This is a genomic window from uncultured Lutibacter sp. (assembly GCF_937891065.1).
In the GTDB taxonomy this organism is placed as follows: Bacteria; Bacteroidota; Bacteroidia; order Flavobacteriales; family Flavobacteriaceae; genus Lutibacter.
Window position 1 is genome coordinate 25,822 of sequence record NZ_CALAEQ010000008.1, and the last position, 24,807, is coordinate 50,628.

A 24,807-nucleotide genomic window follows, 5' to 3' on the forward strand; every position below is an offset into this window, starting at 1 on the left:
ACATAATTCTTTAATTAAAATAATTGCATGAAATCTTCTGTGAATATTTTTTGTAAGTAGAATATCAATTCTTTAGCGTTTTCTTTCGAAAAAACTAACGGTGGTTTAATTTTTAAAACATTGTGGTCTGGTCCATCAATACTCATTAAAATGCCGTAATCCTTTATTCGATCTGCCACGTATGTTGTTTGTGCCTCTAACGGATTTTTATTAGCGTCTACTAATTCAATTCCAATAAATAATCCTTGCCCACGAACATCTCCTATAATTGGAAAATCTTTAGCAAGTTTTTTTAATTCATTTTTTAAAAATTCACCAACTTTTAATCCGTTTTCCTGGAGTTTTTCTCGTTTTACAGTTTTTAGTACTTCTGTTGCAATAGCACATGAAACTGGATTTCCGCCAAACGTATTGAAATATTCCATTCCGTTTGCAAATTTATCGGCAATTTCTTGAGTACAGGCAACCGCAGCAATTGGATGTCCGTTTCCTAATGGTTTCCCAATAGTTACAATATCTGGAACTACATTATGTAATTGAAAACCCCAAAATGTTTTCCCCATTCTTCCACAACCTGTTTGAACTTCATCTGAAATACAAACACCTCCAGCTTTTCTAATTAATTTATAAGATTCCGATAGAAACTCATCTGGTAATTCAATTTGTCCACCGCAACTAATTATTGGTTCAATAATAAAAGCGCAAACATTTCTACCTTTATATTGAACTTGTTCAATACATTTTTTAACTTCATGTGCATATAATTTTCCAGTGTTGCTTCCAGTATATTTCCCTCTAAAACTATCGGGTAATGAAAAAATATGAGTATGCTCTGGCGCTCCATTTCCACCTTTTCCATCAAATTTATAGGAGCTTATATCAATACACACATTCGTGTTTCCATGATACCCAACTTCTGAAGCAATTATATCTTTTTCTCCTGTTGCAGCTTTTGCCATTCTAATGGCCAATTCATTGGCTTCACTACCAGAATTTACAAAATGTAATACATTTAATTCAGGCGGCAGTGTTTTTAACAATTCGAAGGTAAGATCATTTATGTTTTCGTGTAAATAGCGCGAATTTGTGTTTATCAAAGCCATTTGCTGCTGACCTGCTTTTACTACTGAAAAATGTTCATGACCCACATGTGCTACGTTATTTACTGTATCTAAATATTTAGTGCCATTTGCATCCATTAAATACGCTCCAGCTCCACGAACCATTTTAATGGGTGTTTTATATTGCAGACTTAAACTTTTGCCTAAATGTTGTTTTCTGAAATTAATTAATTCAACATTTGAAGTTATTTTTTTAGCTTGAAGTCCTGTTGTTTTAAAAAATAAATTAGGGTTTGGACAAATACTTTTCCAAACTTCAATTTCATTAAAATTAGCAACTCCAGGAAAATCATTTTTAAAATTTAAAATCGAAAGCAATACTTGAAAATGTAAATGAGGCACCCAATTACCGTTTTCTTTCCTATTTCCTAAATAACCAATACAACTGTCTTTTTTTATTGAGTCTCCAACTTTTTTCTTGATAACACTTTCAATACTTAAATGTCCGTACAACGTATAAAACTCAAAATTTTTAATGCTGTGTTTTAAAATTATAAGTCCGCCGTATAACTTATTCCCTGCATTATTATAAGAAACCACCACTTCGCCATCAAATAATGCGTGAATTGGTGTTTGAGCAGGTAACCAAAAATCAACTCCTAAATGAATGGTTCGGCTTTCTCTTCCGTTATTTCCAATGGTATCAAAATCAGTAGAAGTATAAAGTGGACGAGGCTCTAAATAGCCTCCTGCAATTGTTTTTGACGAATTTTGAGTTTGTAATTTGTTGATTTTATATTCAAATAAATCTAAATCGTTGAATTCTTCTTGATGACCAATCCATGTGCTTGATACACTTAAATCTAGTAGTTGAATTTTATTTTTTTGAATAGTTGGAAATAAATCTGTTAGTTGAAATTCATTTTCTGAAGCCCATTTTTCAAATGTTGCTTGTTTTGGATGCGGTGTAAAACCACAAGCTTGTCTGAAATTATAAAGGGCAAAATCAGCAGCAATGTTTCTCCATTTTTTTAAAACTTCCCAAGCAGGTTTTTCACTTATTAATAAATAGTGATTATCAGGTTCTTCAATTTTATTGATAGCAGAATTTGTTACTGAAATTATTAAACGCATTGCAACGGCGGTAAATAAATGTTCTAATTCATTTTCTTTTAAAGGAATAGAACTGTGATAACCTTTCACAATTGGCAAAGCAGCAGCTAAAGGGTTGTTATGCTCCATAATTGCATAAGCACAAGCAACTGCAACATCATTAATAATTTGAGTATGTATAGCATCGCCATAATCAATAACTGCTTTTACTGTAGGGTTTATTAAATTAGATGAAACAATAATATTATGATTGTTGGCGTCATTATGAACTACAGATTTTCTAAGTTTTATATAAGTATTTTGACTAGCTTCAAATTTATTTTGAAAGTAAATAATAATTTCTTTTTCTTCACCTTTAAATAAATTTAAATGTTTTTTTGTCCACAAGGATTGAGCAATATCCCAAGCAAATTCTCTTTTAGCGGCAGGATGTTCAAATCCTTGTAAAGCTTTAGTTAATAAGCCACATTGTTCTCCTAAGCTATAATGAAGACTATTTAGTTTTGGGTTTACATTGTCCCAAATTCTTCCTGAAATCCATGTTAGTAATCGTACTTTTCTAATGTTGCCAAACTCATCTGTAATTTCCGATATTAAATTTCCTTTATCATCTTTTATTACTTGAGGAGTAATTAAAGCACCATTTTTTTCGACATATTGTAGCATTTTTTGATAAAAATCAAGGTATTTTAAATCTTCATTTGGTCTTGATATTTTTAGAATAAAACCCTCTTCATTTTCAACTTTAATTCTAAAATTAAAATCAACTTCTCCTGGAAGTTCTGATGCATTTCCTTTAATCTTAAAAAGTGTGAAAAGAATATTTTCAGCTTGTTCAGATGTTATTTTTAGATTGGCGTAATTCATTTTATTAATTTGTTAAAAGCATGATGATATGCGCAGCACTCCAACTAAAATTTTGTGCATTTAAGCCTTCCCCAGTTAATGGATGATAGTTTTCACGGATTGACTTTCCTTTTCCTAAAACACCTTCAGCTCCCTTTAATATTTGTATTGTAGCTCTATCGGCTTCCTTATTAAAACCATAATTCCGTAAACCTTTTACTCCAAAATAAGCTTGATCTAACCAATTTGGACCTCTCCAATACCCATTTAACGGGTCAAATTTTGGATGATCAGCACTCATAGTTTGGAATGGAATTTTTGTGTAAAATTTTTCAGAATTCATCATTATTATTTTTACGGCTTCGGCTTGTTCTTGTGTTGCTGCATTTGCCCAAAGTGCAGTCCAACCTTCACTTCCTTCTCCTTTAATAAACTTATTTCCTTTTAAATTGGTGTCGTAAAACCAACCATCTTCTTCATCAAAAAATTGCTGTTGAATGCTAGATTTTAATATTGCAGCTTCTTTTTTATAAATTTCAACATCATCTATTAAATTCAAAGATTCAGCTAATTTTGCTAAGTATAATTTTTCAGCATATAAATAAGCATTTAAATCTACGCTTTCTTGATCTAAAGAATAAGCTCCATCTTCATTTCTTAAAATTTTAGAATCATCAAAACGAATAGCATTGTCCATACCACTTTCCCATTTTGCAGCAACTAAAGTTCCATCAGTTGAGCCATATTCACACAATCCATCTTTATCATGGTCACGTTTGTTGTACCACCACTCATGATATTTTTTTAATTTTGGATACAACTCTTTTACAAATTCGATATCCTTATCTTTTTTATAGATTTTTGCCACAGCCCAAGCAGATAATGGTGGTTTTGTGTCACGAAAATTGTGAGCCTCAATAGTGGTATCTCTATAAACACAATCAACAATAAAACCATCTTCATTTTGAAAATCAAACAAAGCTCTCATTTGATTTTTTGCTAAATCAGTATTATAATAGGACAATCCAGCTGCATGTTTCCAAGAATCCCATGACCAAAAACCGTGAAACCATCTATAATGATAGCTTGGAAATAAACCTTCGTGTTTTAATTCACCAGCTGCAATACGCCAGTTATTTTGCAGGGTTAATTGTGCTTTTGCTAAAACATTCTCATAAATGGTATCTTTAAATTCAGGTTTTAAATTGTTTGTTAATGCTGAAATTTGTCCTTCTTTTTCGTTTTTTCGAATGTTCAAAACAGAATCAAATGAAATAGTAACAAGCGCTTCTTTTTCTTTTTCCCAAGAATATTCAGGAAAAATAAATGTTTGTGAAAATATTATTTCTTTTGATTGATTGGGTTTTAAGGTTATGCTTTCAGGCTCTGTACTATAGGTGCTATCAGTATTTTTTATGGAAGTTCCTGTTGGAAATAAAAGATGTCCTATCGCATTTGACTTAGTTGAGATAATTGTAACTTCATTTTTGTTTGATGCTAATTTTATTCCATCAGCTAATATTGGTTGATTTTTCCAATGCATGGAAATAGCAATTTCTTCTTTATTAAGATTTGTAATAGTTGATTTGAAAATTGCGGTATGACCAGAACTAAAAATAAGTTGTTGCTTTAATTCTAAATGATCACTTTTTAAAACTTGCTCTAAATGACTATTATAGCTTTTAGTTTCAATTGTATTCCATACATTATTTTTTATATGAAGTTGAACAAGAGAACAACTACTCCAAACTCCATTTTGTTGGGTCATTAAAAAAGGCCCTGAAAAACCTCCATAACTTGAAATTGTATCTGGCAAACTATACCCAAACCATGCTCCTTGATCAGAAAACATTAAACCGCTTTTATCAAAAGCTGTTTTTGGGGTAATTTTATAATTAAGAATATTTTCACTCTGGTTAAGAAAAACAAATTTCTTATCAATTTTTACTGGCTCTTTAGTGTTATTACAACTAAAATTTAATACCAAAATTAAAACAACTATATGTTTAACTACTTTGTTTAAATTCATTTTTTTAATTTTAGGATTTGTTTTAAATTATCATTTCTATCTTAAATCAGATTTCAACAAATTTCGATTATTTTTCTTTGATAATTTAAAAATGACCTTTACTTGACCTTACATTATATTTTTTATAAAAGCACGTCAGTTAATAATATCTATATTTGTGAATTAATATAACTGGTGAAAATACTTATTTTAATAAGCGATTTTCTTTATAATTTATAAATTTTAGCTAATGAAAAAATTGATTAAACTTATTTTTTTTATACTCATATTTATAGGTTTTACTGTACATTCTCAAACTAATATTTGGGATGAAAATCCGAGTGATTCTCGAATAGAACTGGATAGTTTGTTAACCATTTTACCATACTCAAAAGGTAAAGATAAAATACCTTTATTAAACAGAGTTGCAGAAATTTATTGGTCAATTAACCCCAATAAAACTATAGAATATGCAGATGAAGCCTTACAGTTATCGCAAAAATTCAATAATAAAAGTCAAGAAGGATTAGCACTTATTAATCTTTGTCAAGGCTATTTATTTAATGATTTTTATAATAAAGCTTTACAATTTGGGTTGCAATCGTTAGAAATCAGAAAAAACATTGAGAATGATTATGATTTAGCCTTTACGCTGCGTACGCTTGGATGGTTATATTACGACATTGGGTATTTTGAAAAAGCTCTTGAATACCATACAGAAACTTTAAAGCTTCACGAAAAAATTGGCGATAAACAGCGAATTGCTTATAGCTATAACAGTATAGGGTTAATTCATGAACATAAAGGAGACTGTAATTTGGCATTATCTTTTTTTAAGAAATCTTTAGAACTAAAAAAAGAGTTTAAAAATAAAGATAGAATTGCCGAAACCATGAAAAACATGGGGGTTTGTTATCGCAAAATTAATGAACTTGATTCTGCTAAGACATTTTTAGAATCTTCTTTAGAAATTACAAATCAAATTAAGGATGATCATAACAAGGTTGAAATTCTAATTGAGCTTTCAATAGTAAATTTGAAGCTTAGAGATTATGATAAATGTTATTTACTATTAAAAGAATCCAGATTGATTATGGAGGGGTTAATGGATAATAAAGAGTGGTTAGTTGAAAATGATAGAATTATGTCTGATTATTATTTAGCAATCGGAGATTACAAAGAAGCACTTTCTAAATATAAAATGTATGATCTAGGGAAGTCAGATATTTTTTCAAGTAATAAAAGTGAAAAATTAGCTGAAATGAGGATTCTTTACGAAGCTGAACGAAAAAAATCTGAAATTAAATTATTAGAGCAACAAAGAAACCTAGAAGCACAAAAAAAGAAATCGTTACTAATTGGTTCCATATTATTAGCGATTATAGGAATTCTTATAATAGCTTCACTTTGGAACAATATAAAAAAGAAAAAAGCTATTTATCAACAAAGCGATAGGTTGTCAAAGGAAAAGTTAAAAACACAATCACTTTTACAAGAAAATCTTGAGCACAAATTAGAATTTCGTCTGAAAGAGCTAACAAATTTAGCATTATTTATATCTCAAAGAACATCTATATATGGGGATTTAACAAAATCTTTTAAAAGCTTAAATTTTACGGATATAAATCAATTAAAAAAAGATATTAATACACTTATAAAAGAGTATACTTTTAAGCTTGATTTTAATGAAGATATACAAAGATTCCATACAAATGTTGAAACTTTACAAAGCGATTTTTTATTTCGAATTAAAGAAAAATACCCTCACTTAACGAATAAGGATATGCAACTAGCTGTACAAGTTAAGCTTAAGCTTAGTTCTAAAGAAATTGCAAATATTAATAACATTTCATTAAATTCTGTAGAAATTGGCAGGCATCGATTGAGGAAAAAACTGAATTTGGATAAAAAAGAGAACCTGGTTAGTTTTCTAGAAAGTATTTAAGTTTTTCAAAATCTTGTACACATTTAACCTTACCATAAACAGAAGCCTACGCCATTCATTTATTACCTTCTAATTAATAATATTATTTCTTTCCTCTAACTAAAATCACATTATTTTTTTAATTTCTCACTTACATACATTTCATATTAAATACCCTCATTTAAAGATGTTTACACATGATGTAAAGGTCAAGTAAAGGTTGTTTTTAAGGTTTTACTCGAAAAAAAAACAATATTTGACAATACAAAACTCATGTCTAATTTAAGGTTATGAGTTAATCTAACAATTAACTATTCTAATATGAAAAAAAAACAATCAAAAAATCAAAACCAGTCGTTTAACGGTCTGTTTTTATTGCTTTTTATGTTTGCATCGTTTGCGTTTACTTCCAGTTCTTTTTCTCAAAGCATTGTAATAAATGGAACTGTTACTGATGCAAATGGGATTCCTTTACCTGGAACTTCAATTACTATCAAAGAGGATCAAACTATAGGTGCTCAAACTGATTTTGATGGAAATTTTTCCATGACTTTACTAAATACCGAATCAACGCTTGTTTTTAGTTTTATGGGTTTTGTTACTCAAGAAATTTTAGTTGGTGATAAAGAGTTTGTAAATGTTGTGATGCAAGAGGATAGCAATAGTTTGGACGAAGTTGTTGTTATTGGTTATGGAACTCAGAAAAAGAGTGATGTAACTGGCGCAATAGGGCAAGTAAAAGCAAGTGAATTAACACAGGTTGTAACTGCAGATCCAATGAGCGCGTTGCAAGGTAGAGTTTCTGGGGTTAATGTAACTTCATCTTCAGGTAGCCCAGGTTCTACTTCTGATATTATGATTAGAGGAATTGGGAGTTTTGGAAACAACCAACCTTTATATATTGTTGATGGGGTGCAAGCCGATCCTTCTTTTATGGATTCAAACAACATTGCATCTATAGAAGTTTTAAAAGATGCTGCTTCTGGTGCAATTTATGGTACAAGAGCGGCTAATGGTGTTGTTATTATTACTACCAAAACAGGAAAACTAGGAAAACCAATTATTGATATTGAATCATCTTTTAGTAGCAATACTTCTAGAAATGAAATGGAATTGTTAGATGCTGAAGGTTACGTAAAAGTTCATGGTCAAATGTTTGAAAATGCAGGCAATGCTTTGCCTCAATATGTGCAAAATGCACCTGCTATAAATACAGATTGGATTGATGAAACACATAGAAGTGGGCAGTTATCATTGTTAAATGTAAGAGTAAGTGGAGCAACAGATAATGTAAATTATAGTGTTTCAGGAAATTTTGCTGACGAAGTGGGATTACTAATTGGATCTGACTTTTCAAAAAAAGGGATTAGTGCTAATTTGGGTATTAAAAAAGGTAAATTAAAAATTAATGCCAATTTAAATTATACAGAAACAGATAAAGAGGCCTACAAGTTCTCATTAAGAGAAACATATCACATTTCTCCATTAATTCCAGTGTATGATAACACTAAAGAATATGGGTTTGGGTTTAGAGATGGTGATATACCTGATCATCGTAATCCAGTAGGGGATAATGCTTTTCTTCAGGGAAATACAAATTTGAAATATTTTTTAGGAAATGTAACATTTGGATATGAAATAATTGAAGGATTAAATGTGAATGCAAATTTTTCCATGTCAAATTTGGCGAATTACACCTATAATTTTCATACCCCTTTTCAGGTTAGAGATGTACAAGAAGAAAGTAATCAATACGCTTTTGTGTCAGAATATCATAGTGAGTTCAGAAGATTAAATCAAGAGTATACTGCAAATTATAAATTTGAATTAAGTAAAAATTCATTTGATGTTTTAGTGGGATATCAAAAAATATCTGAACCTTTTAAAGAAACTTATGCGCAAGGTGAAGGGTATAAATTAGATGATGATGGAAATAAAGTTGATGCCATTATTTTAGATGATAGTTTTAATACACTAAATGCTTTTACTGATGGAACCTATTCTGCCAGTGGTACAAATGCTGAGTATAGTTTGCTTTCTTACTTTGGAAGAATAAACTATTCTTATGATGATAAATATTTATTTCAAGCAAGTGTTCGTAGAGACGGCAGCTCTAAATTTGGTAAAAATAACAGGTATGGAGTATTTCCTTCATTTGCCTTAGGATGGAAAATAACGGATGAAAATTTCATGAAAGACCAAACCATTTTTGATTTCTTAAAATTAAGAATGAGTTGGGGACAAGCAGGAAATGATAGTGCTTTGGGATACTATGATTATGTTGCCTTAATTAGTCAGGGAAAAAGTCAGAATGATGGAGGTTATGTATTCGGAAATCCTCAAACGTCTTCATTAGGAAGTATTGCAAGAGATTTACAGAATGATGATTTACAATGGGAAACAAACACATCTTCAAACTATGGTCTTGATTTTGCTGCATTAGACCTTAAATTAAAAGGAGCTATCAATTATTATAAAAGTAGTACTGAAGATTTATTAATAACAAAAGTTGTTTCTCCATCGGCAGGGATTAACAGTCCGGTTGTAAATGTAGGAGCATTTGAAAATAAAGGGTTTGAATTTGAACTTGGTTATAAAAATAATGATAATGAGTTTCATTATAGCGCTTTTACAACTTTTACAACCATCAATAGTGAAGTTACTAAATTAAGTAGTGAAGATCAAGTATTGTATGGTGTAGGGTTAAAATATGGTTCAGACCATTTTGTAAATCAGACCAAAATTGGACATGAACCAGGAGCTTTCTTTTTACCAACAGCAAATGGAATTTTTCAAAATCAGGCTGAAATTGATACGCATAGTTTAAACGGTGAATTAATCCAACCAGAAGCTTCTCCAGGAGATATCCGATTTGTTGATCAAAATAATGATGGAGTTATTAATAGTGATGATGCTACCTATCAAGGAACCGCAATACCAAAGTATGAATATAGTTTAAGTTTTAATTCAGATTATAAAGGATTTGATTTAAATATATTTTTTCAAGGAGTAGGTGGAAATAAAATTTACAATGGAAATGATTTTGAAATGTTAGGAATGGATAGTGGTAGAAATTTTAGAACAGAAACATTAAATGCCTGGACTCCTACAAATACCAATACCGATATGCCAAGAGCAGTTCTTGGAGATCCAAATCAAAACGCAAGAGCATCTACACGATTTTTAGAAGATGGTGGTTATTTCCGTATTAAAACAATACAGTTAGGGTACAGTTTCAATGAAAAAGTACTTGAAAATCTTCAAATGTCAAAATGTAGAGTTTATTTAACAGGACAAAACCTAGTTACTTTTACAAATTACAGTGGTTTAGACCCTGAAGTAGGAGGAAGTATTTTATCAAGAGGTATTGATAGAAGCCTTTATCCAAAATACAAATCATTCATTCTTGGGGTACAACTTCAATTTTAACTTTAAAAATTTAGGAAATGAAATATATAAATAAAATATGTATGGTGGCATTTAGTATGCTAACATTAATATCTTGTAATGATGATGAATTTTTAGAGCAATCATCACCTGATCAATTAACTTCAGAAAGCTTTTGGAGAAATGCTGAAGATGCAAAATCTGGATTAACAGCTGCCTATGCTGAATTAGAATCAAGAAGTAATTTTTGGGACGGTTGGCAAGAAGGAAGGGGTGTGGTTGAATACTTTAGATCAGATTATGCATTACCGGGGCCAGATGCTACAAACTATGGGCACTGGATGTCAATTTTTAATTTCACTTATACAAACGGACATACTTTTGTAGATGTTTTATGGAGTACTAATTATAAAGGGTTAAATTTTGCAAATCAGGTTATTTCAAAAGTTGGCGCTATGACCAGTGAACAAATATCAGATGCAGAAAAAAATCAAATTATTGGCGAAGCCACTTTTTTAAGAGCTTATTACCATTTTAAATTATTAACACTTTTTGAACAAATTATTTTGAGAACTGATATCATTTCTCAAGAAACGTTGGACAAAGAGTTAGCAGATAGACCAGAATCTTGGACTGCAATAATTAATGATTTTAAAACTGCTGCAGAAATGCTTCCACCAACTAATAGTGCTAATAATTTGGGTAGAGCAAATAAAGGTGCTGCGTTGGCTTTTTTAGGAAAGGCTTATTTATACAAAGCGGGAGATATTTCATCTTCTGAAAGCAATGATTTTGAAAATGCGTCAAATGCATTTAAACAAATTGTAGACGACGGCATTGGAAATTATGATTTAGAACCTGAATTTTTAAGTCTTTTTAATGGTGAAAATGAAAATAATACCGAATCTATTTTTGAATTACAATTTAAAAGTGGTGATGCAACTTCATGGAATGCTACCGCACTTCATTTCTTTGTAGGAGATTGGTCTGTTGGAGGATGGGGAGGTATTGAAGCTTCTATGGCTGCTGTAAATGAAATGAAAAAAGAAGGAATGATTGCTACCAATGGCTTGTATGATAATAGATTGTATGGTTCCCTTTATTTTAGAGACTCTTTTTATAACGATACCAATACTAGCCAAATGCAAGGAGGGACCTGGGATGTATTAATGAATGATACTTATGGAGATACGCATGACAATCATGTGTACTTTAGAAAATGGCTGCCGAATTATGTTTGGAATAATGGATATGTTGGAGTAAACGTAGTATTAATGCGCTATGCTGATGTGTTATTAATGTATGCTGAATCGTTAAATGAAACTGGAAATACACCAAAGGCAATAGATTTAATAAATGAAGTTAGAAATACCCATGGTTTAATGCCTGATTTAACTGTAAGTTCTCAATCAGCTGTGAAAACACAAATAATTCATGAAAGAACTATGGAATTAACATTGGAATCTACTCGATTTTTTGACTTAAGAAGATGGGGTATGTTAGATCAGGCTATGCAGGCTGCTGGTAGAAGCGGATTTAATAGTACTGAACATTCATATCTTCCAGTTCCATTATCGGAAATACAAGCAAACTCTAAAATTGATTAAGAAAAACATTATAAATCTAAAGTAATTATTTGAGTTTATTTTAAAAAGGCTGTCTGAAAAGACAGTCTTTTTATGAATCAGCAAATATTTTGAGAAATTTAAACATGAAAAAAGTATTGATTTTAGGAACTGGAATGGTGGTAAAACCAATTGTTCACTATTTACTTGATAATAATATTCAGTTACGATAGTAAGTCGAACGAAAGAAAAAGCTTTAAAAGTTTTGGAAGGGTTTTCAAATGGTAAAGCAGTTGATGTGGCAATTAATAATAATGCTTCTTATTTGAAAGAAAGAGACTATTGTTTCAAGAATGCTAGATTTTGTTGAACCTAAAACACTGTAATATTAGAACTGTTTTATAGTGTTGTGTCAAATACTTTACGTCGACTTCTCCAAATTACACCCAAGCGTATATTAGACTTGAACAAAATGCTTCTAAAAACGAAAAAAACCTTGAAAATCAAACGATTAACAAGGTTTTTAGTACAAGAGGCGGGACTTGAACCCGCACGAGCCTTACAGCTCACTGGATTTTAAGTCCAGCGTGTCTACCAATTCCACCACTCCTGCATTGGTATTTTATGTTGTAGAGCGAAAGACGGGATTTGAACCCGCGACCCCCACCTTGGCAAGGTGATGCTCTACCCCTGAGCTACTTTCGCAGTCATATTTTCTTAAGAACTTACATTTGATAATCTAAATGCGAGTGCAAATTTAAAATAATTAAACTAATTGCAAAGACTTTTTTAAGTTTATTTTAAATATTTATTTAATCAACTAGCTATAAGGTTGTAATTCTCTAATAATAAAATATATTTGCAGTGATTTTAATCAAATTTAATGCAAATAACTTCAAATTCTAGTCGTATAAAGGTGAATTTTTCAGCAATATTTAGTGACTTTAAGCAACTAACAAAAGTTGGTTTATCTTTAAGTGTAGTATTTTCTTCATTAGCGGGGTATTTATTGGCTGTTGATAAAATTCAACTATCAATACTATTTATGTTAGCAATTGGTGGTTATTTAATGGTTGGAGCATCAAATGCTTTCAATCAAATTATTGAAAAAGACACCGATGCATTAATGAAACGAACAATGAATAGACCATTGCCAGCAGGTAGAATGCATGTTTCAATGGCGTTGGTTATTGCAGTTTCTTTTACAATTGTTGGTTTGGCAATTTTATATAGCATCAATCCTAAGAGTGCTTTATTTGGTGCTATATCTATTTTTTTATATACAAGTATTTATACACCTTTAAAATCAGTTACTCCATTATCCGTTTTTGTAGGTGCAATTCCTGGTGCAATTCCATTTATGCTAGGTTGGGTGGCCGCTACAGATGATTTTTCTATAGAACCTGGAATGTTATTTTTAATTCAGTTTTTTTGGCAATTTCCTCATTTTTGGGCAATTGCTTGGTTACAATATGATGAATATAAAAAAGCAGGTTTTAATTTAATGCCGATGGGACAAAAAAATAAGAAAGCTGTAATTCAAATTATCATATATACAGTTTGTTTAATAATAGTTTCAGTAATTCCTGTATTAAAATTAACAGGAAGTTTTTATATTTACCCAATAACAGCGGTTATTTTGGTTTTTTTAGGAAGCACAATGTTATTTTATGCGGTGAAACTATATAAAAACCAAACCAATAAGGAAGCAAGACAATTAATGCTGTCAAGTGTTTTATATATAACCCTAATACAAGTAATTTACGTTGTCGATAAATTTTTACATTAAATGGAAAACACATTAGAACAAGAATACAAACAAGCCAAAAGGAAATCGGCTAAACCAATGCTTTGGGTTTCAATGATTAGTATGACCATGATGTTTGCTGGTTTAACAAGTGCATATGTAGTAAGCAGGAAACGTTATGATTGGGTTTCGTTTGATTTACCACCAGCATTTTATATTAGCACAATTTTAATAGTACTAAGTAGTATAACTTTTTTATTAGCCAAATTTTTTATTAAAAAGGATAATAGACAACTTACAACCGTATTTTTAATTACAACTTTAGTTTTGGGTGCTGGTTTTGTGTTTTTTCAGTTTGAAGGATTTAAAGAATTAATTAATTCAGGGTTGTTTTTTGCAGGTGAAAAAAGCACGGTAAAATCATCTTTTATTTACGGAATCACATTAGCACATTTAGTGCATATAGCTGCAGGAATCATAGTACTTCTTGTAGTGTTTTATAACCATCTAACTAAAAAATATACTTCAACAAATTTTTTAGGATTAGAGTTAGGTGCAATTTTTTGGCATTTTGTTGATATATTATGGATTTACCTGTTTTTATTTTTCTATTTTATTAGGTAATAAAAATTACATATATTTGGCGCAACTATAACTAAAAATCAAAACAAACTTTATATGGAATCAACTATTGCTACTAACGCTAATAGAGATAATTGGGATGGAGGAGCCAATAAACCTTTAGGTGCAAGCTACGGCAAAATGATGATGTGGTTTTTCATTTTATCGGATGCACTTACATTTTCAGGTTTTTTGGGCGCTTACGGTTTAATGCGTTTTAAATTTATTGACTCTTGGCCAATTGCTGATGAAGTTTTTACCCACTTTCCATTTTTACACGGTGTACATGCGCCAATGTATTATGTAGCTTTAATGACCTTTATTTTAATATTTTCATCAGTAACAATGGTATTAGCTGTTGATGCAGGTCATCAAATGAATAAAACAAAAGTTACCTTTTATATGTTTCTAACCATTATTGGTGGTGCTATATTCTTAGGTTCACAAGCTTGGGAATGGAAAAACTTTATAGGAGGTTCTTATGGTGCAGTTCAATTAAATGACGGTAAAATTATTCAATTTGTAAATGCTTCTGGCGAACAAATCACGTTAGAAAGTTTTGCTAAACCTTCTCAAACAGAAAGAACCCAACATATAAAAAGTAAAGGATTGTGGTTTGTTGAAGAAGCAGCTTTACCAGCAATAACTTTAAATGAAGTAATAGAAGGTTTTAAAGCACATCCTGAAATTACAATTAGAACTGAACAAGTAAATCCAGAATTAAAAGAAAAAATAATCATTCCACGTGAAAATGCCATGGCTTATTTAAATGAAAGCAAGGCAGTTGTTACTGGTGCTAACTTACAAGTAAACGAATACGGTAAAACTTTATTTGCAGATTTCTTTTTCTTTATTACAGGATTTCACGGTTTTCACGTATTATCTGGAGTTATTATAAATGTTATCGTATTTTTTAATGTTATTATTGGAACTTATGAGCGTAGAGGACATTACGAGATGGTTGAAAAAGTTGGATTGTACTGGCACTTTGTAGATTTAGTTTGGGTATTTGTATTCACATTCTTCTACTTAGTTTAATTCAAAAAAAGAAATAAAAATGGCACACGCACAAGAACATACATCGCACACAAAATTAATTTGGAAAGTATTTGGAATACTTTCAGCAATAACATTAGTTGAAGTTATTTTAGGAATTATAAAGCCAGAATTTCTTCATTTAACTAATTTTTTAGGAACAAGTTTATTAAATATCATTTTCTTAGTTTTAACATTGGTAAAAGCATATTACATTACTTGGTTTTTTATGCATATGGCCGATGAAAAGAAGAATTTAAGAAGAGCTGTTGTTTGGACAGCCTTTTTCTTAATTTGTTATTTAGCAGCATTATTATTAATTGAAGGAAGTTATATTAACGATGTTTTAGGGCCATTAACAAAATGGAACTACTAAAACTTTAAAATTATAAAGGAGGAAGGTGGTTTTTTAACCACCTTTTTTTTACAATCAATATGAAGAAATTTTGGATACTTTTTAGCTTATTTATTTTACCATTGGTATTTTATATATTTTTATCAAAAGGAATTTACAAATATTCAAATTTGCCAATACTCACTGAAAAAGTAGTTGATGTAAAACAATTTACTTCGGACGAAAAAAGTTCTTTTGCCAATAAATTGACTGTTGTTTGTTTTTTAGGAAGTGATATAAAAGAAGCAAAAGCAAGTTTATTTAATTTAAATCAAACGGTATATAAGCGTTATTATGAAAAGCCATTTTTTCAAATGATAGCCTTACTTCCTAAAGAAAATAAAAATGAATATGAAGCGGTAATTGAAGAACTTTCAGTATTTACAGATATTAAAAACTGGCATTTTGTATATGCAAATTCAGAAAGCATTCAATCACTTTTTAATAGTTTTGACACTCCATTCCAACTGAATAATAATTTATATTCAGAAAATGCATTTATTATTGATATGGAATTGCGATTGCGAGGTAGAAAAGATGATGAAGATACTAAAGGTGGAAAATTGTACGGTTATAATATGAAGTCTGTTTCTACGTTAAAAAATAAAATGAAAGATGATATTGATGTTATTTATTATCAATTAAAAAAATCTGCAGAGAAGCAAAAAAGAAGAAAAAGAGAAATATAATTATCATGAAAAAATATTCATATATAGGTGTTGCCTTTATCATTTTAATCTTCGGAATTTATGCGATTCCTAAAATTGTAAATACATTAAAAACACCAGAATTAATTACCGTTGCAAAAGTTCCTTCATTCGAATTTACGAATCAAGATGGTGAATTAATTTCAAATTCGTTTTATGATAATAAAGTGTATGTAGTAGAATTTTTCTTCACAACCTGCCCAACTATTTGTCCGAGAATGACTGAAAGTATGATTACCATTCAAAATCAATTTTATGCCTATCAAGATTTTGGAATTGTTTCTTTTAGTATTAACCCAAAACATGATACTCCTGAAATTTTAAAACAATATGCAAAAGATCACGGAGCTACATTAAAAAATTGGAACTTTTTAACTGGAGAGCAAGAGGTAATTTATGAGTTAGCAAATACTGGTTTTACACTTTTTGCAGGTGAAAACAGCGATGCAGAAGGCGGGTTTGAACATTCAGGAATGTTTGCTTTAATTGATAAAGAAGGAAATATACGTTCAAGGTTAGATGAATTTGGAAATCCAATTGCTTTTTATGATGGTTTAGATCCAATTGGCGTGGAAATGATTAAAGAAGATATTGCAATACTTTTGAAAGAATAATGACTAAAGAAACCAAAAAATATAATAAATGGATTGTTATTTTATCAATAACAATTCCGTTAGTAGTGGCAATTTTATTTGGTGTAAAAATTGATGCCGAACTACCTGTTTTTTTACCGCCAATATATGCAAGCATCAATGCATTAACTTCAATAGTTTTGATAGCTTCATTTTGGGCTATAAAAAACAAAAAAGTAAAATTGCACGAAAATTTAATGAAAACAGCCATTATATTTTCAGTAGTGTTTTTAGTATTATATGTTGCCTATCATATGACTTCAAATTCCACAAAATTTGGAGGAGAAGGAAATTTAAGAATAGTGTACTTTATCATTTTAATTTCACATATTATATTGTCTATTGCAGTCATTCCTTTCGTATTGATAACATATGTTAGGGCTATTACCAATAATATTGAACTACATAAAAAAATTGCAAAATTCACTTTTCCATTATGGTTATATGTTGCTATTAGTGGGGTGGTAGTTTATTTAATGATTTCACCATATTATTAATAATGAAAAAATTAGTAGTTTTTATATTAATATTTAGTACACATTTTTTAAATGCACAATGCGCCATGTGTAAAGCCGTTGTTGAAAGTGGTGATATTTCACAAGCTGAAGGCTTAAACACAGGGATACTTTATTTAATGATTTTTCCTTACCTTTTAGTGGGTACTTTATTTTATTTTATTATTAAAAGTAGAAGAAAGAAGAAAATTTAACATTTCTATAAGAGACTAAGAGTGTAACAAATAATAATTTTAGTCGTCATATAACAATATCAGCTTAACTATAAACTCAATTCTATATAATGAGAACAAAAATTGTTACAATTTTAGCATTTGTATTTTTTATAACTATAAATGCACAAGAAAAAAAATGGACACTTCAAGAATGTGTATATCACGCTTTAGATAATAATATTACAATTAAGCAAAATAAGTTAAATGTTGAAATAAGTCAAGAGAATGTAATTAGCTCTAAAGGGAACTTTTTACCAAATTTGAATGCTTCAACTGGTGGAAATTTAAATTTCGGATCTGGTTTCGACCCTGTTTCTCAAGATAGAGTTTCAACAAGTACTTTTGGTGGTTCTTTTGGAATTAATTCAGGAATAACAGTTTTCAATGGGTATAGAAATTTAAACACTTATAAGCAAGCTCAACTAGGCGTTGAAGGAAGTAAATTAGATTTAGAAAAAATTCAAGATGATATTTCATTATATGTTGTAAATACGTATTTGAATGTATTGTTTGCTAAAGAAAATTTAAATGTTGCAAATGTTCAATTTGAAATTAGTAAAAAACAAATTGAAAATGCAAAAGCAAAGTTTGATGCTGGAGTGAAACCAAAAGGTGATTTGTTAAACGCACAATCTACTGCTGCTGCTGATGAACAAGCTGTAATTTCATATGAAAACACATTAAATTTAGCGTTGTTAGATTTATCTCAATTATTGCAAGTTGATCCAGTTGGCTTTGATGTGGAGGTTATAGAAATAGATTCTCCTTCAACTATATTAATGTATAAAGACCCTAATGAAGTTTATAATAAAGCATTAGTAAACAGACCAGAGATTAAAAGAGCTGAATTAGATATAGAATCAGCAGATTTATCAGTTGAAATTGCAAAAGCATCATTTTTGCCTTCAATATCTTTAGGGGCAAATGTAGGTACAGGTTATGGTTTTAATCTTAAAAATAATTCTCACATACCTTACTTTTCACAATTAGATGATAATTTAGGTTATGGTATAAGTTTCAATGTTAATATTCCTATTTTTAATAGAAACCAAACGAAGTCTAATGTGAATAGACAAATAATTAATTATGAGATTTCAAAGTTTGGATTAGAGAATGAAAAATTACAATTACAACAAACAATTCAAAAAGCGTTTTATGACGCAAAAGCAGCGGCAAAAACATATGAATCAGCAGAAAAATCGTTGATTGCACAAAATGAGGCTTTTAAAAATGCACAAGAAAGTTACAATTTAGGAGCAATGACACAGTTTGATTTTGACCAAGTTCGTAATCGCTTTGTAAATGCAGAAGGAGCAATAATAAGAGCAAAATACGATTTTGTATTTAAAACCAAAGTTTTGAGATTTTACTATGGAGAGCCTATTTTGCTTGATTAATAATTTCATAAAATAGTTAATTAAATATCCAGCGTTTTACGTTGGATATTTTGTTTTATACTTATTGAATTAAGTATCTTTGCCATTTAAAAATTGAATATTGGGGTACATTTTAAACATAGAAACTGCAACAAAAAACTGCTCGGTAAGTATTTCGAAAGAAGGTAAAACTATTGTTTTAAAAGAACTAAATAGTGGAGAATATTCTCATGCTGAAAAATTACACGAATTTATTAAACAAGTTACTGATGAAGTTGGTATTGAATTATCAGAATTAAAGGCGGTAGCAGTTAGTAAAGGGCCTGGATCTTATACGGGTTTAAGAATTGGAGTTTCGGCTGCAAAAGGCTTGTGTTTTGCCTTAGAGATTCCATTAATTTCGATAAATACGTTACAAATATTAGCATTATCAATTTCAATTTCTGAAGGTGTTGTTATTCCTTTGTTAGATGCGAGAAGAATGGAAGTTTATAGTAGTGTTTTTAATTCAAAAAATGAATCTCTTAGAGAAGTGAAAGCTGAAATAATTACGGAAGACTCTTTTAAAGAGTACTTAAATATTCAAAAAGTTTATTTTGTTGGTGATGGTGTCGAAAAATGTAAAGGAATTATTACACATAAAAACGCAACATTTATTGATGATAAATTACCTTCAGCAAATGAAATGTCAAAACTTTCTTTTGAAAAGCTCAAAAAAAACGGCATCGAAGATGTCGCTTATTTTGAACCTTTTTATTTAAAAGATTTTGTAGCTATAAAATCTAAGAAGTAAATCTATTTTGTAACGTTAACTTGGTGTGGATAAGGTATTTCAATACCAGCTTTATCTAATGCGTATTTTCCTTCTTCAATTACACTAAAATAAACATCCCAATAATCAGCTGGAGTTGCCCAAGGTCTCACAGCGAAATTCACTGAACTATCAGCTAATTCTGAAACATTTACTGTTGGTGCAGGATCTTTTAAAACTTTTGAATTTTTAAGCATAACATTCATTAAAACTTCTTTTGTTTTTTTGATGTCTTCACTATAACCAACTCCAAATGTTAGATCTACACGTAATTTTCCTTCTTCTGTATAATTTTTAATATTTCCGTTAGATAAAATTCCATTAGGCACTATTACTAATTTATTACCTGGGGAAATTAATTTAGTTACAAATATTTGAATTTCTTTTACAACACCTATTTCACCTTGAGCTTCTATTAGATCACCTACTTTAAAAGGTTTAAAAATCATAATTAAAGCACCGCCCGCAAAATTTGCCAAAGCACCTTGTAGAGCTAAACCAACTGCTAAACCTGCAGCTCCTAAAATAGCAATGAAAGAAGTTGTTTCAATACCAACTTGAGAAATGGCAGTAATAAAAATCAATACTTTTAATCCCCAACCAAATAAATCTCCTAAAAATTTTTGTAGGGTTTCATCAAACCCTCTTTTAGCCATTAATTTTTGAGTGATTTTTACAATTTTTTTAGAAAGCCAGAACCCAATTATTAGTATTAATATTGCGCCTATAACATTAGTTGCATTTCTGTCAATAAAGTTTGTTGTTAAATCTAAGTACTTTTGATAATCCATGATTTTTTAATTTTTAAGTAAAATTAGGACTATTCCTATAATTGAAGGAATAGATTGAATAAAAAATATTTTAATTTTTTTTGTAGTATACCAACCGTACACCCCAGCTACAGTTACACAAATTAAAAAGAAAAGAGCAATGTTATTAAAATTGTCCATATCTATAATAGCCCAAATAAGTCCTGCAGCTAAAAAACCATTATACAAACCTTGATTTTTAGCCAGTGTTTTAGAAATTTTCGCATCTTCAAGTTTTAAACCAAAAGCTTTTAAACCTCTTGGTTTATCCCAATAAAACATTTCTAAAATCATAAAATAAATGTGCTCAAAGGCAACTAAGCAAACAAAAAACACTTGTAATAATTTCATAGTTAAAATTTTATTTTTAATTTATTTAATGCTTTTTTAGTATCGCTTACAGGAATTTTACAAGCCCCATCTACACAAATATAAATGAGAGTTTCACTTTCATTAAAGCGACCTTCCATTAAAGACAAATTACTTTTTTTTGTACTTCCGGCAATTAGTTTATTTGGAATATAACTTTTATTTATTTCATTAAGTTTCTCAAAAGCATTTTCACCTGCTATGGCTATTTGATAATAATCTCCTGAAAAATCAGACATAAGTTGTAACCAATTTGAATGCCCTGACGCATATTTTTGTGTTCTTTCTTTTACATTATGAAGCATTTGTTTGCTTACTTTTAAATAATAACTATTGGAATAATAATGGCTTAATTTAAATAAATTTCTTGCCATTATAGAATTTGAAGCAGGTATTACATTGTCTTCAATTTCCATTTTACGTGTAATTAAATTAGGATCTTCGTTTGAAGTAAAATAAAATAGTGATCTGTCAGTATCATAAAAATGATCAAAAGTATAGTCGGTTAATTGTTTGGCTGTGTTTAACCATACTTCATTAAAAGTGGCTTCATATAAAGCTATAAAGGCATCAATTACAGTAGCATAATCTTCCAAATACCCATTAATAGTACTTTTTCCATTTTTATAATTATGATTCAAATTTCCGTTTTCTTGAAGTTGTTTGGTATAGATAAATGTTGCGTTTTTAATGGCAACATCTAAAAAATGTTGTTCATTAAAAACAGTATACGCGTTTATATATCCTTTCAGCATCAATGCATTCCAAGAAGTTAAGGATTTGTCATCTAATCGTGGTTTTTCTTTTTTATTTCGTTCTTTTAATAATATTTTATGCCAATGAATAACTTTTTCTTCTAATTCAGAATTTGAGATTGAGTGGTTCTGGGTAATTTCAAGTTTATTATCCTTTCTAATTAACACGTAGTTGTCATGTTCCCAAAAACCATAATGATTGATATTGTAGTAGTCAGAAAATAAATCAAAATCAGTTCCCAAAATAGATTTTATTTCCTCTTTTGTCCAAACATAATAAGCGCCTTCTTCTAATTTTCCTTTTTCATTGATACTGTCTGCATCTAATGATGAATAGAAAGCACCTTCATTGGTCGTTAATTCTCTTTCAATAAACTGAAGCGTTTGGTATACCGTATTTTTATACAACTCATTTTTTGTTGCCTGATAAGCTTCAGCGTATAAACTTACTAATTGCCCGTTATCATATAACATTTTTTCGAAATGTGGTACGTGCCATTTTTCATCAACCGAATAACGAGAAAACCCACCACCTATTTGATCGTAAATACCACCAAAAGCCATATTGCTAAGTGATGTATTTACATAGTTAAGTATGTCAGTATCTTCAGCCTGCATTGCGTAACGCAACAAAAATTGGTAGTTGTTAGGCATTGGAAATTTAGGTGCGCCTTTTCTTCCTCCTAAATTAAAATCCATAGATTGTTTCCACTCATCTACTGTTAAGTTTAAATCTGCTACTTTAAAATCTATTTCATTGTTGTTTTTTGGAATTAAATCAGAATTATTAATTCCTTCCGTTAGTTTTTCGGCATAATCAATTGCTTTTTGAGGTGTTTCAGTATATAATTTTGAAAGTTGATTTAAAGCATTTATCCAATTTTCTTTTGGAAAATAAGTACCACCCCAAATTGGTCTTCCGTCGGGTAGTGCAATGCAATTTAAAGGCCAACCACCTCTACCAGTTATTAATTGAATGGCATTCATATATACTTGGTCAATATCTGGACGTTCTTCTCTATCTACCTTAATATTAATGAAATTTTGATTCATAACAGCTGCAACTTCTTCATCTTCAAAGCATTCATGTTCCATTACGTGACACCAATGGCAAGACGAATACCCAATTGAAATAAGTAATAGTTTGTTTTCTTTTTTGGCAAGGTCAAGTGTTTCTTTATTCCAAGCATACCAATCAACAGGATTGTGAGCATGTTGTAAAAGGTAAGGGCTAGTTTCGTTAATTAAACTGTTGGTGTATGTATGTTCTGACATTTTTTTATTAGTTTGACTTGTACAATTAGTTAAAAGAATAAGTAAAAGTAATAATGGTAATTTATACATTATTAGTTGAAATTTAATTCAAATATGTAATTAAAAAGACCGTCTAAGAAGTTATAAAAACTGTCATTTTTGAATTTATTCCAGAATCTTATCATGTAAATATTAAATCAATATGATAATATGAATTAAATTCAGGTTAACGAAAATTTCACTTTTTAGACAGTCTTTTTAAAATAATATAAAAAGAGATTATTTCACTTCAAATGTAATTTTTAGATTTACTCTAAACTCTTCAACATTGCTGTTATTAACAACAACACTTTGTGATTGTACGAAGGCTGATTTAATGTGGTTTATACTTTTTCCTGCATGTGCAACAGCTTTTCTAGTAGCATCTTCCCAACTTTTGTCTGAGCTTGCCATTACTTCAATAACTTTCATAATTGCCATAATTTTTGTTTTTTAGTTAATAGTTTTAAATATACAAAATATTAATTTATGTAGCATAAATCTCATTTGCAACATTTACATAATTTTTTAATTCTTGGCACATAGTGCACATAGTAATTAAAAATTTTAAATTTGAGTATACTATTTAGCAAAAAAGCTATTTTTAGTATTATAGCTTATGTAAACTTTACAAAGTAAATCGTCAGTTAAAATTGGACTAATTTAGACAATTACTTAGAGAGTGTTTTAACAAACTTTAAATTTACTAAACTAAGGTTATTTTATTGGACTATAGGTGAGTAACCATTCTTTAGAAGCTGAATTAGTACTTTCTTTTAATAGTTTAAAACCATTTTTTTTATAAAAATAGCTAAGAGATTCTTCTTCAATAGTGAGCCAATATTTTTGATTTTTATTTTCTTCTTTAAGTTTATCCAACCATTTTGAAGCTAATTGTTGATTCCTTTTTTGAGGAATTACCCATAGATAACCAATGTATAAATAACCTTCTGAAAATAAGTATTGAAATGACTGTTCAAAATCTGTCATTTCAGGGTGACTGTTTAAAAACACAATACCACCAGCAACTATCTCATTTTTATCTTTTAAAACATAAATTGTTGCGGTTTTTTTATAAGCATCCCATTCAGAAACAATAATATCTTGCCAATCTGTAGGTAATATATCAAAAAACTGTTTTGGAGATTTGTTTAAATTAATAAAGTCTAAAGCCATTTTTTTTAATTTAGATTAAACCCCAAGACATTAGCTTGTCTGATTCGTCAAACCATCTATCACCAATATCAGTTCTATAATAACTGTTATTTACAATAATAGTATTTACGCGGTTATACATCATTTTTTGAGCATCTTTCATTGTAATTCCTGTGCCAGTTACTAATAATGCAATACCCGTATTTCCTGTAATAAGCCATTCATCATTTATTTTCTTTAAATGCATTGGGTGTATTCCTTCTTTTAAATCCTTTTTAAAAATTACTACTGAATCTTTAGAAAACAAATTAAAACTTTTTTTATCTTCATAAGGAAATGGAGGAACAACAATAAAAACACCTACTTGAAATCCTTTTTTTACATTAATTGTAAACTTTTGGCCGTTGGCTATTTTATAAAGCATATTACCAATGGGTTCATTTATGCCAGCTCTTTGAATAAATATTTG

Annotated in this window: 20 protein-coding genes, 2 tRNA genes and 1 pseudogene; 13 read left to right on the top strand and 10 right to left on the bottom strand. The window is 29.7% G+C overall.

The genetic code is table 11. The features are described 5' to 3' along the window. Positions 1–14: 14 nt before the first annotated feature. Positions 15–3,041 carry an aminotransferase class III-fold pyridoxal phosphate-dependent enzyme gene (locus Q0352_RS00890; RefSeq protein ID WP_299522132.1) on the bottom strand — a complete coding sequence of 1,009 codons (3,027 nt, stop codon included), beginning with the start codon at positions 3,039–3,041 and terminating at the stop codon, positions 15–17. A gap of 4 nt (positions 3,042–3,045) precedes the next feature. Beyond that, entirely contained in the window at positions 3,046–5,049 is a 2,004-nt protein-coding gene (locus Q0352_RS00895; protein ID WP_299522135.1) for a trehalase family glycosidase, read from the bottom strand. 229 nt (positions 5,050–5,278) lie between these two features. On the opposite strand from Q0352_RS00895, the gene Q0352_RS00900 reads away from it, so the two are divergent. The 3 genes from Q0352_RS00900 to Q0352_RS00910 all read left to right on the top strand — a co-directional run bounded on the left by Q0352_RS00900 (position 5,279) and on the right by Q0352_RS00910 (position 11,946). Beyond that, positions 5,279–6,973 carry a transcriptional regulator gene (locus tag Q0352_RS00900; RefSeq protein WP_299522138.1) on the top strand — a complete coding sequence of 565 codons (1,695 nt, stop codon included), beginning with the start codon at positions 5,279–5,281 and terminating at the stop codon, positions 6,971–6,973. A gap of 300 nt (positions 6,974–7,273) precedes the next feature. Continuing rightward, complete coding sequence (locus Q0352_RS00905) at positions 7,274–10,381, top strand: TonB-dependent receptor (protein ID WP_299522141.1); 3,108 nt, start codon at positions 7,274–7,276, stop codon at positions 10,379–10,381. Between the two features lie 17 nt (positions 10,382–10,398). Next, entirely contained in the window at positions 10,399–11,946 is a 1,548-nt protein-coding gene (locus Q0352_RS00910) for a RagB/SusD family nutrient uptake outer membrane protein (protein ID WP_299522144.1), read from the top strand. 485 nt (positions 11,947–12,431) lie between these two features. Here Q0352_RS00910 and Q0352_RS00915 read toward each other — a convergent pair. Next, positions 12,432–12,517: transfer RNA gene (locus Q0352_RS00915), tRNA-Leu, on the bottom strand. A 20-nt stretch (positions 12,518–12,537) separates the two neighbouring features. Continuing rightward, positions 12,538–12,609: transfer RNA gene (locus Q0352_RS00920), tRNA-Gly, on the bottom strand. Between the two features lie 178 nt (positions 12,610–12,787). Between Q0352_RS00920 and cyoE the strand changes: the two genes are divergently transcribed. The 10 genes from cyoE to tsaB all read left to right on the top strand — a co-directional run bounded on the left by cyoE (position 12,788) and on the right by tsaB (position 19,939). Then, on the top strand, positions 12,788–13,693 hold the full coding sequence (cyoE, locus tag Q0352_RS00925) for a heme o synthase (RefSeq protein ID WP_299522147.1): 906 nt from the start codon (positions 12,788–12,790) through the stop codon (positions 13,691–13,693). Further along, positions 13,694–14,275 (top strand): cytochrome c oxidase subunit 3, encoded by a 582-nt coding sequence (locus Q0352_RS00930; RefSeq protein ID WP_299522150.1) that lies wholly within the window; start codon positions 13,694–13,696, stop codon positions 14,273–14,275. A gap of 54 nt (positions 14,276–14,329) precedes the next feature. Continuing rightward, on the top strand, positions 14,330–15,310 hold the full coding sequence (locus Q0352_RS00935) for a cytochrome c oxidase subunit 3 (RefSeq protein WP_299522153.1): 981 nt from the start codon (positions 14,330–14,332) through the stop codon (positions 15,308–15,310). Between the two features lie 19 nt (positions 15,311–15,329). Then, complete coding sequence (locus Q0352_RS00940) at positions 15,330–15,683, top strand: cytochrome C oxidase subunit IV family protein (protein WP_299522156.1); 354 nt, start codon at positions 15,330–15,332, stop codon at positions 15,681–15,683. 59 nt (positions 15,684–15,742) lie between these two features. Then, complete coding sequence (locus Q0352_RS00945; RefSeq protein ID WP_299522159.1) at positions 15,743–16,390, top strand: hypothetical protein; 648 nt, start codon at positions 15,743–15,745, stop codon at positions 16,388–16,390. 2 nt (positions 16,391–16,392) lie between these two features. After that, on the top strand, positions 16,393–17,022 hold the full coding sequence (locus tag Q0352_RS00950; protein ID WP_299522190.1) for an SCO family protein: 630 nt from the start codon (positions 16,393–16,395) through the stop codon (positions 17,020–17,022). Continuing rightward, complete coding sequence (locus Q0352_RS00955; protein WP_299522161.1) at positions 17,022–17,537, top strand: DUF420 domain-containing protein; 516 nt, start codon at positions 17,022–17,024, stop codon at positions 17,535–17,537. Before Q0352_RS00950 ends, Q0352_RS00955 begins: the two co-directional genes overlap by 1 nt. A gap of 2 nt (positions 17,538–17,539) precedes the next feature. Next, positions 17,540–17,749: a hypothetical protein gene (locus Q0352_RS00960; RefSeq protein ID WP_299522164.1), complete on the top strand. Its 210-nt coding sequence runs from the start codon at positions 17,540–17,542 to the stop codon at positions 17,747–17,749. Positions 17,750–17,838: 89 nt separating this feature from the next. Beyond that, entirely contained in the window at positions 17,839–19,167 is a 1,329-nt protein-coding gene (locus tag Q0352_RS00965) for a TolC family protein (protein WP_299522167.1), read from the top strand. A 100-nt stretch (positions 19,168–19,267) separates the two neighbouring features. Then, the gene (gene tsaB, locus Q0352_RS00970) at positions 19,268–19,939 is read left to right on the top strand and encodes a tRNA (adenosine(37)-N6)-threonylcarbamoyltransferase complex dimerization subunit type 1 TsaB (RefSeq protein ID WP_299522170.1); all 672 of its coding nucleotides are present in this window, start codon (positions 19,268–19,270) and stop codon (positions 19,937–19,939) included. A 2-nt stretch (positions 19,940–19,941) separates the two neighbouring features. On the opposite strand, the gene Q0352_RS00975 is transcribed toward tsaB, so the two are convergent. From Q0352_RS00975 to Q0352_RS01000, 6 genes and pseudogenes are all read right to left on the bottom strand, one after another. Continuing rightward, entirely contained in the window at positions 19,942–20,748 is an 807-nt protein-coding gene (locus Q0352_RS00975; protein WP_299522173.1) for a mechanosensitive ion channel domain-containing protein, read from the bottom strand. Between the two features lie 6 nt (positions 20,749–20,754). After that, positions 20,755–21,117 carry a DUF1304 domain-containing protein gene (locus tag Q0352_RS00980; RefSeq protein WP_299522176.1) on the bottom strand — a complete coding sequence of 121 codons (363 nt, stop codon included), beginning with the start codon at positions 21,115–21,117 and terminating at the stop codon, positions 20,755–20,757. Between the two features lie 2 nt (positions 21,118–21,119). Next, positions 21,120–23,165 (bottom strand): thioredoxin domain-containing protein, encoded by a 2,046-nt coding sequence (locus Q0352_RS00985; RefSeq protein ID WP_299522179.1) that lies wholly within the window; start codon positions 23,163–23,165, stop codon positions 21,120–21,122. A 258-nt stretch (positions 23,166–23,423) separates the two neighbouring features. Beyond that, a complete protein-coding gene (locus tag Q0352_RS00990; RefSeq protein ID WP_299522182.1) occupies positions 23,424–23,624 on the bottom strand; it encodes a dodecin family protein in 201 nt (66 codons plus the stop codon). A gap of 276 nt (positions 23,625–23,900) precedes the next feature. Next, positions 23,901–24,359: a GNAT family N-acetyltransferase gene (locus Q0352_RS00995; RefSeq protein ID WP_299522185.1), complete on the bottom strand. Its 459-nt coding sequence runs from the start codon at positions 24,357–24,359 to the stop codon at positions 23,901–23,903. A 10-nt stretch (positions 24,360–24,369) separates the two neighbouring features. Continuing rightward, positions 24,370–24,807 (bottom strand): annotated as a pseudogene (locus Q0352_RS01000) (phosphoribosylamine--glycine ligase); the annotation flags it as partial.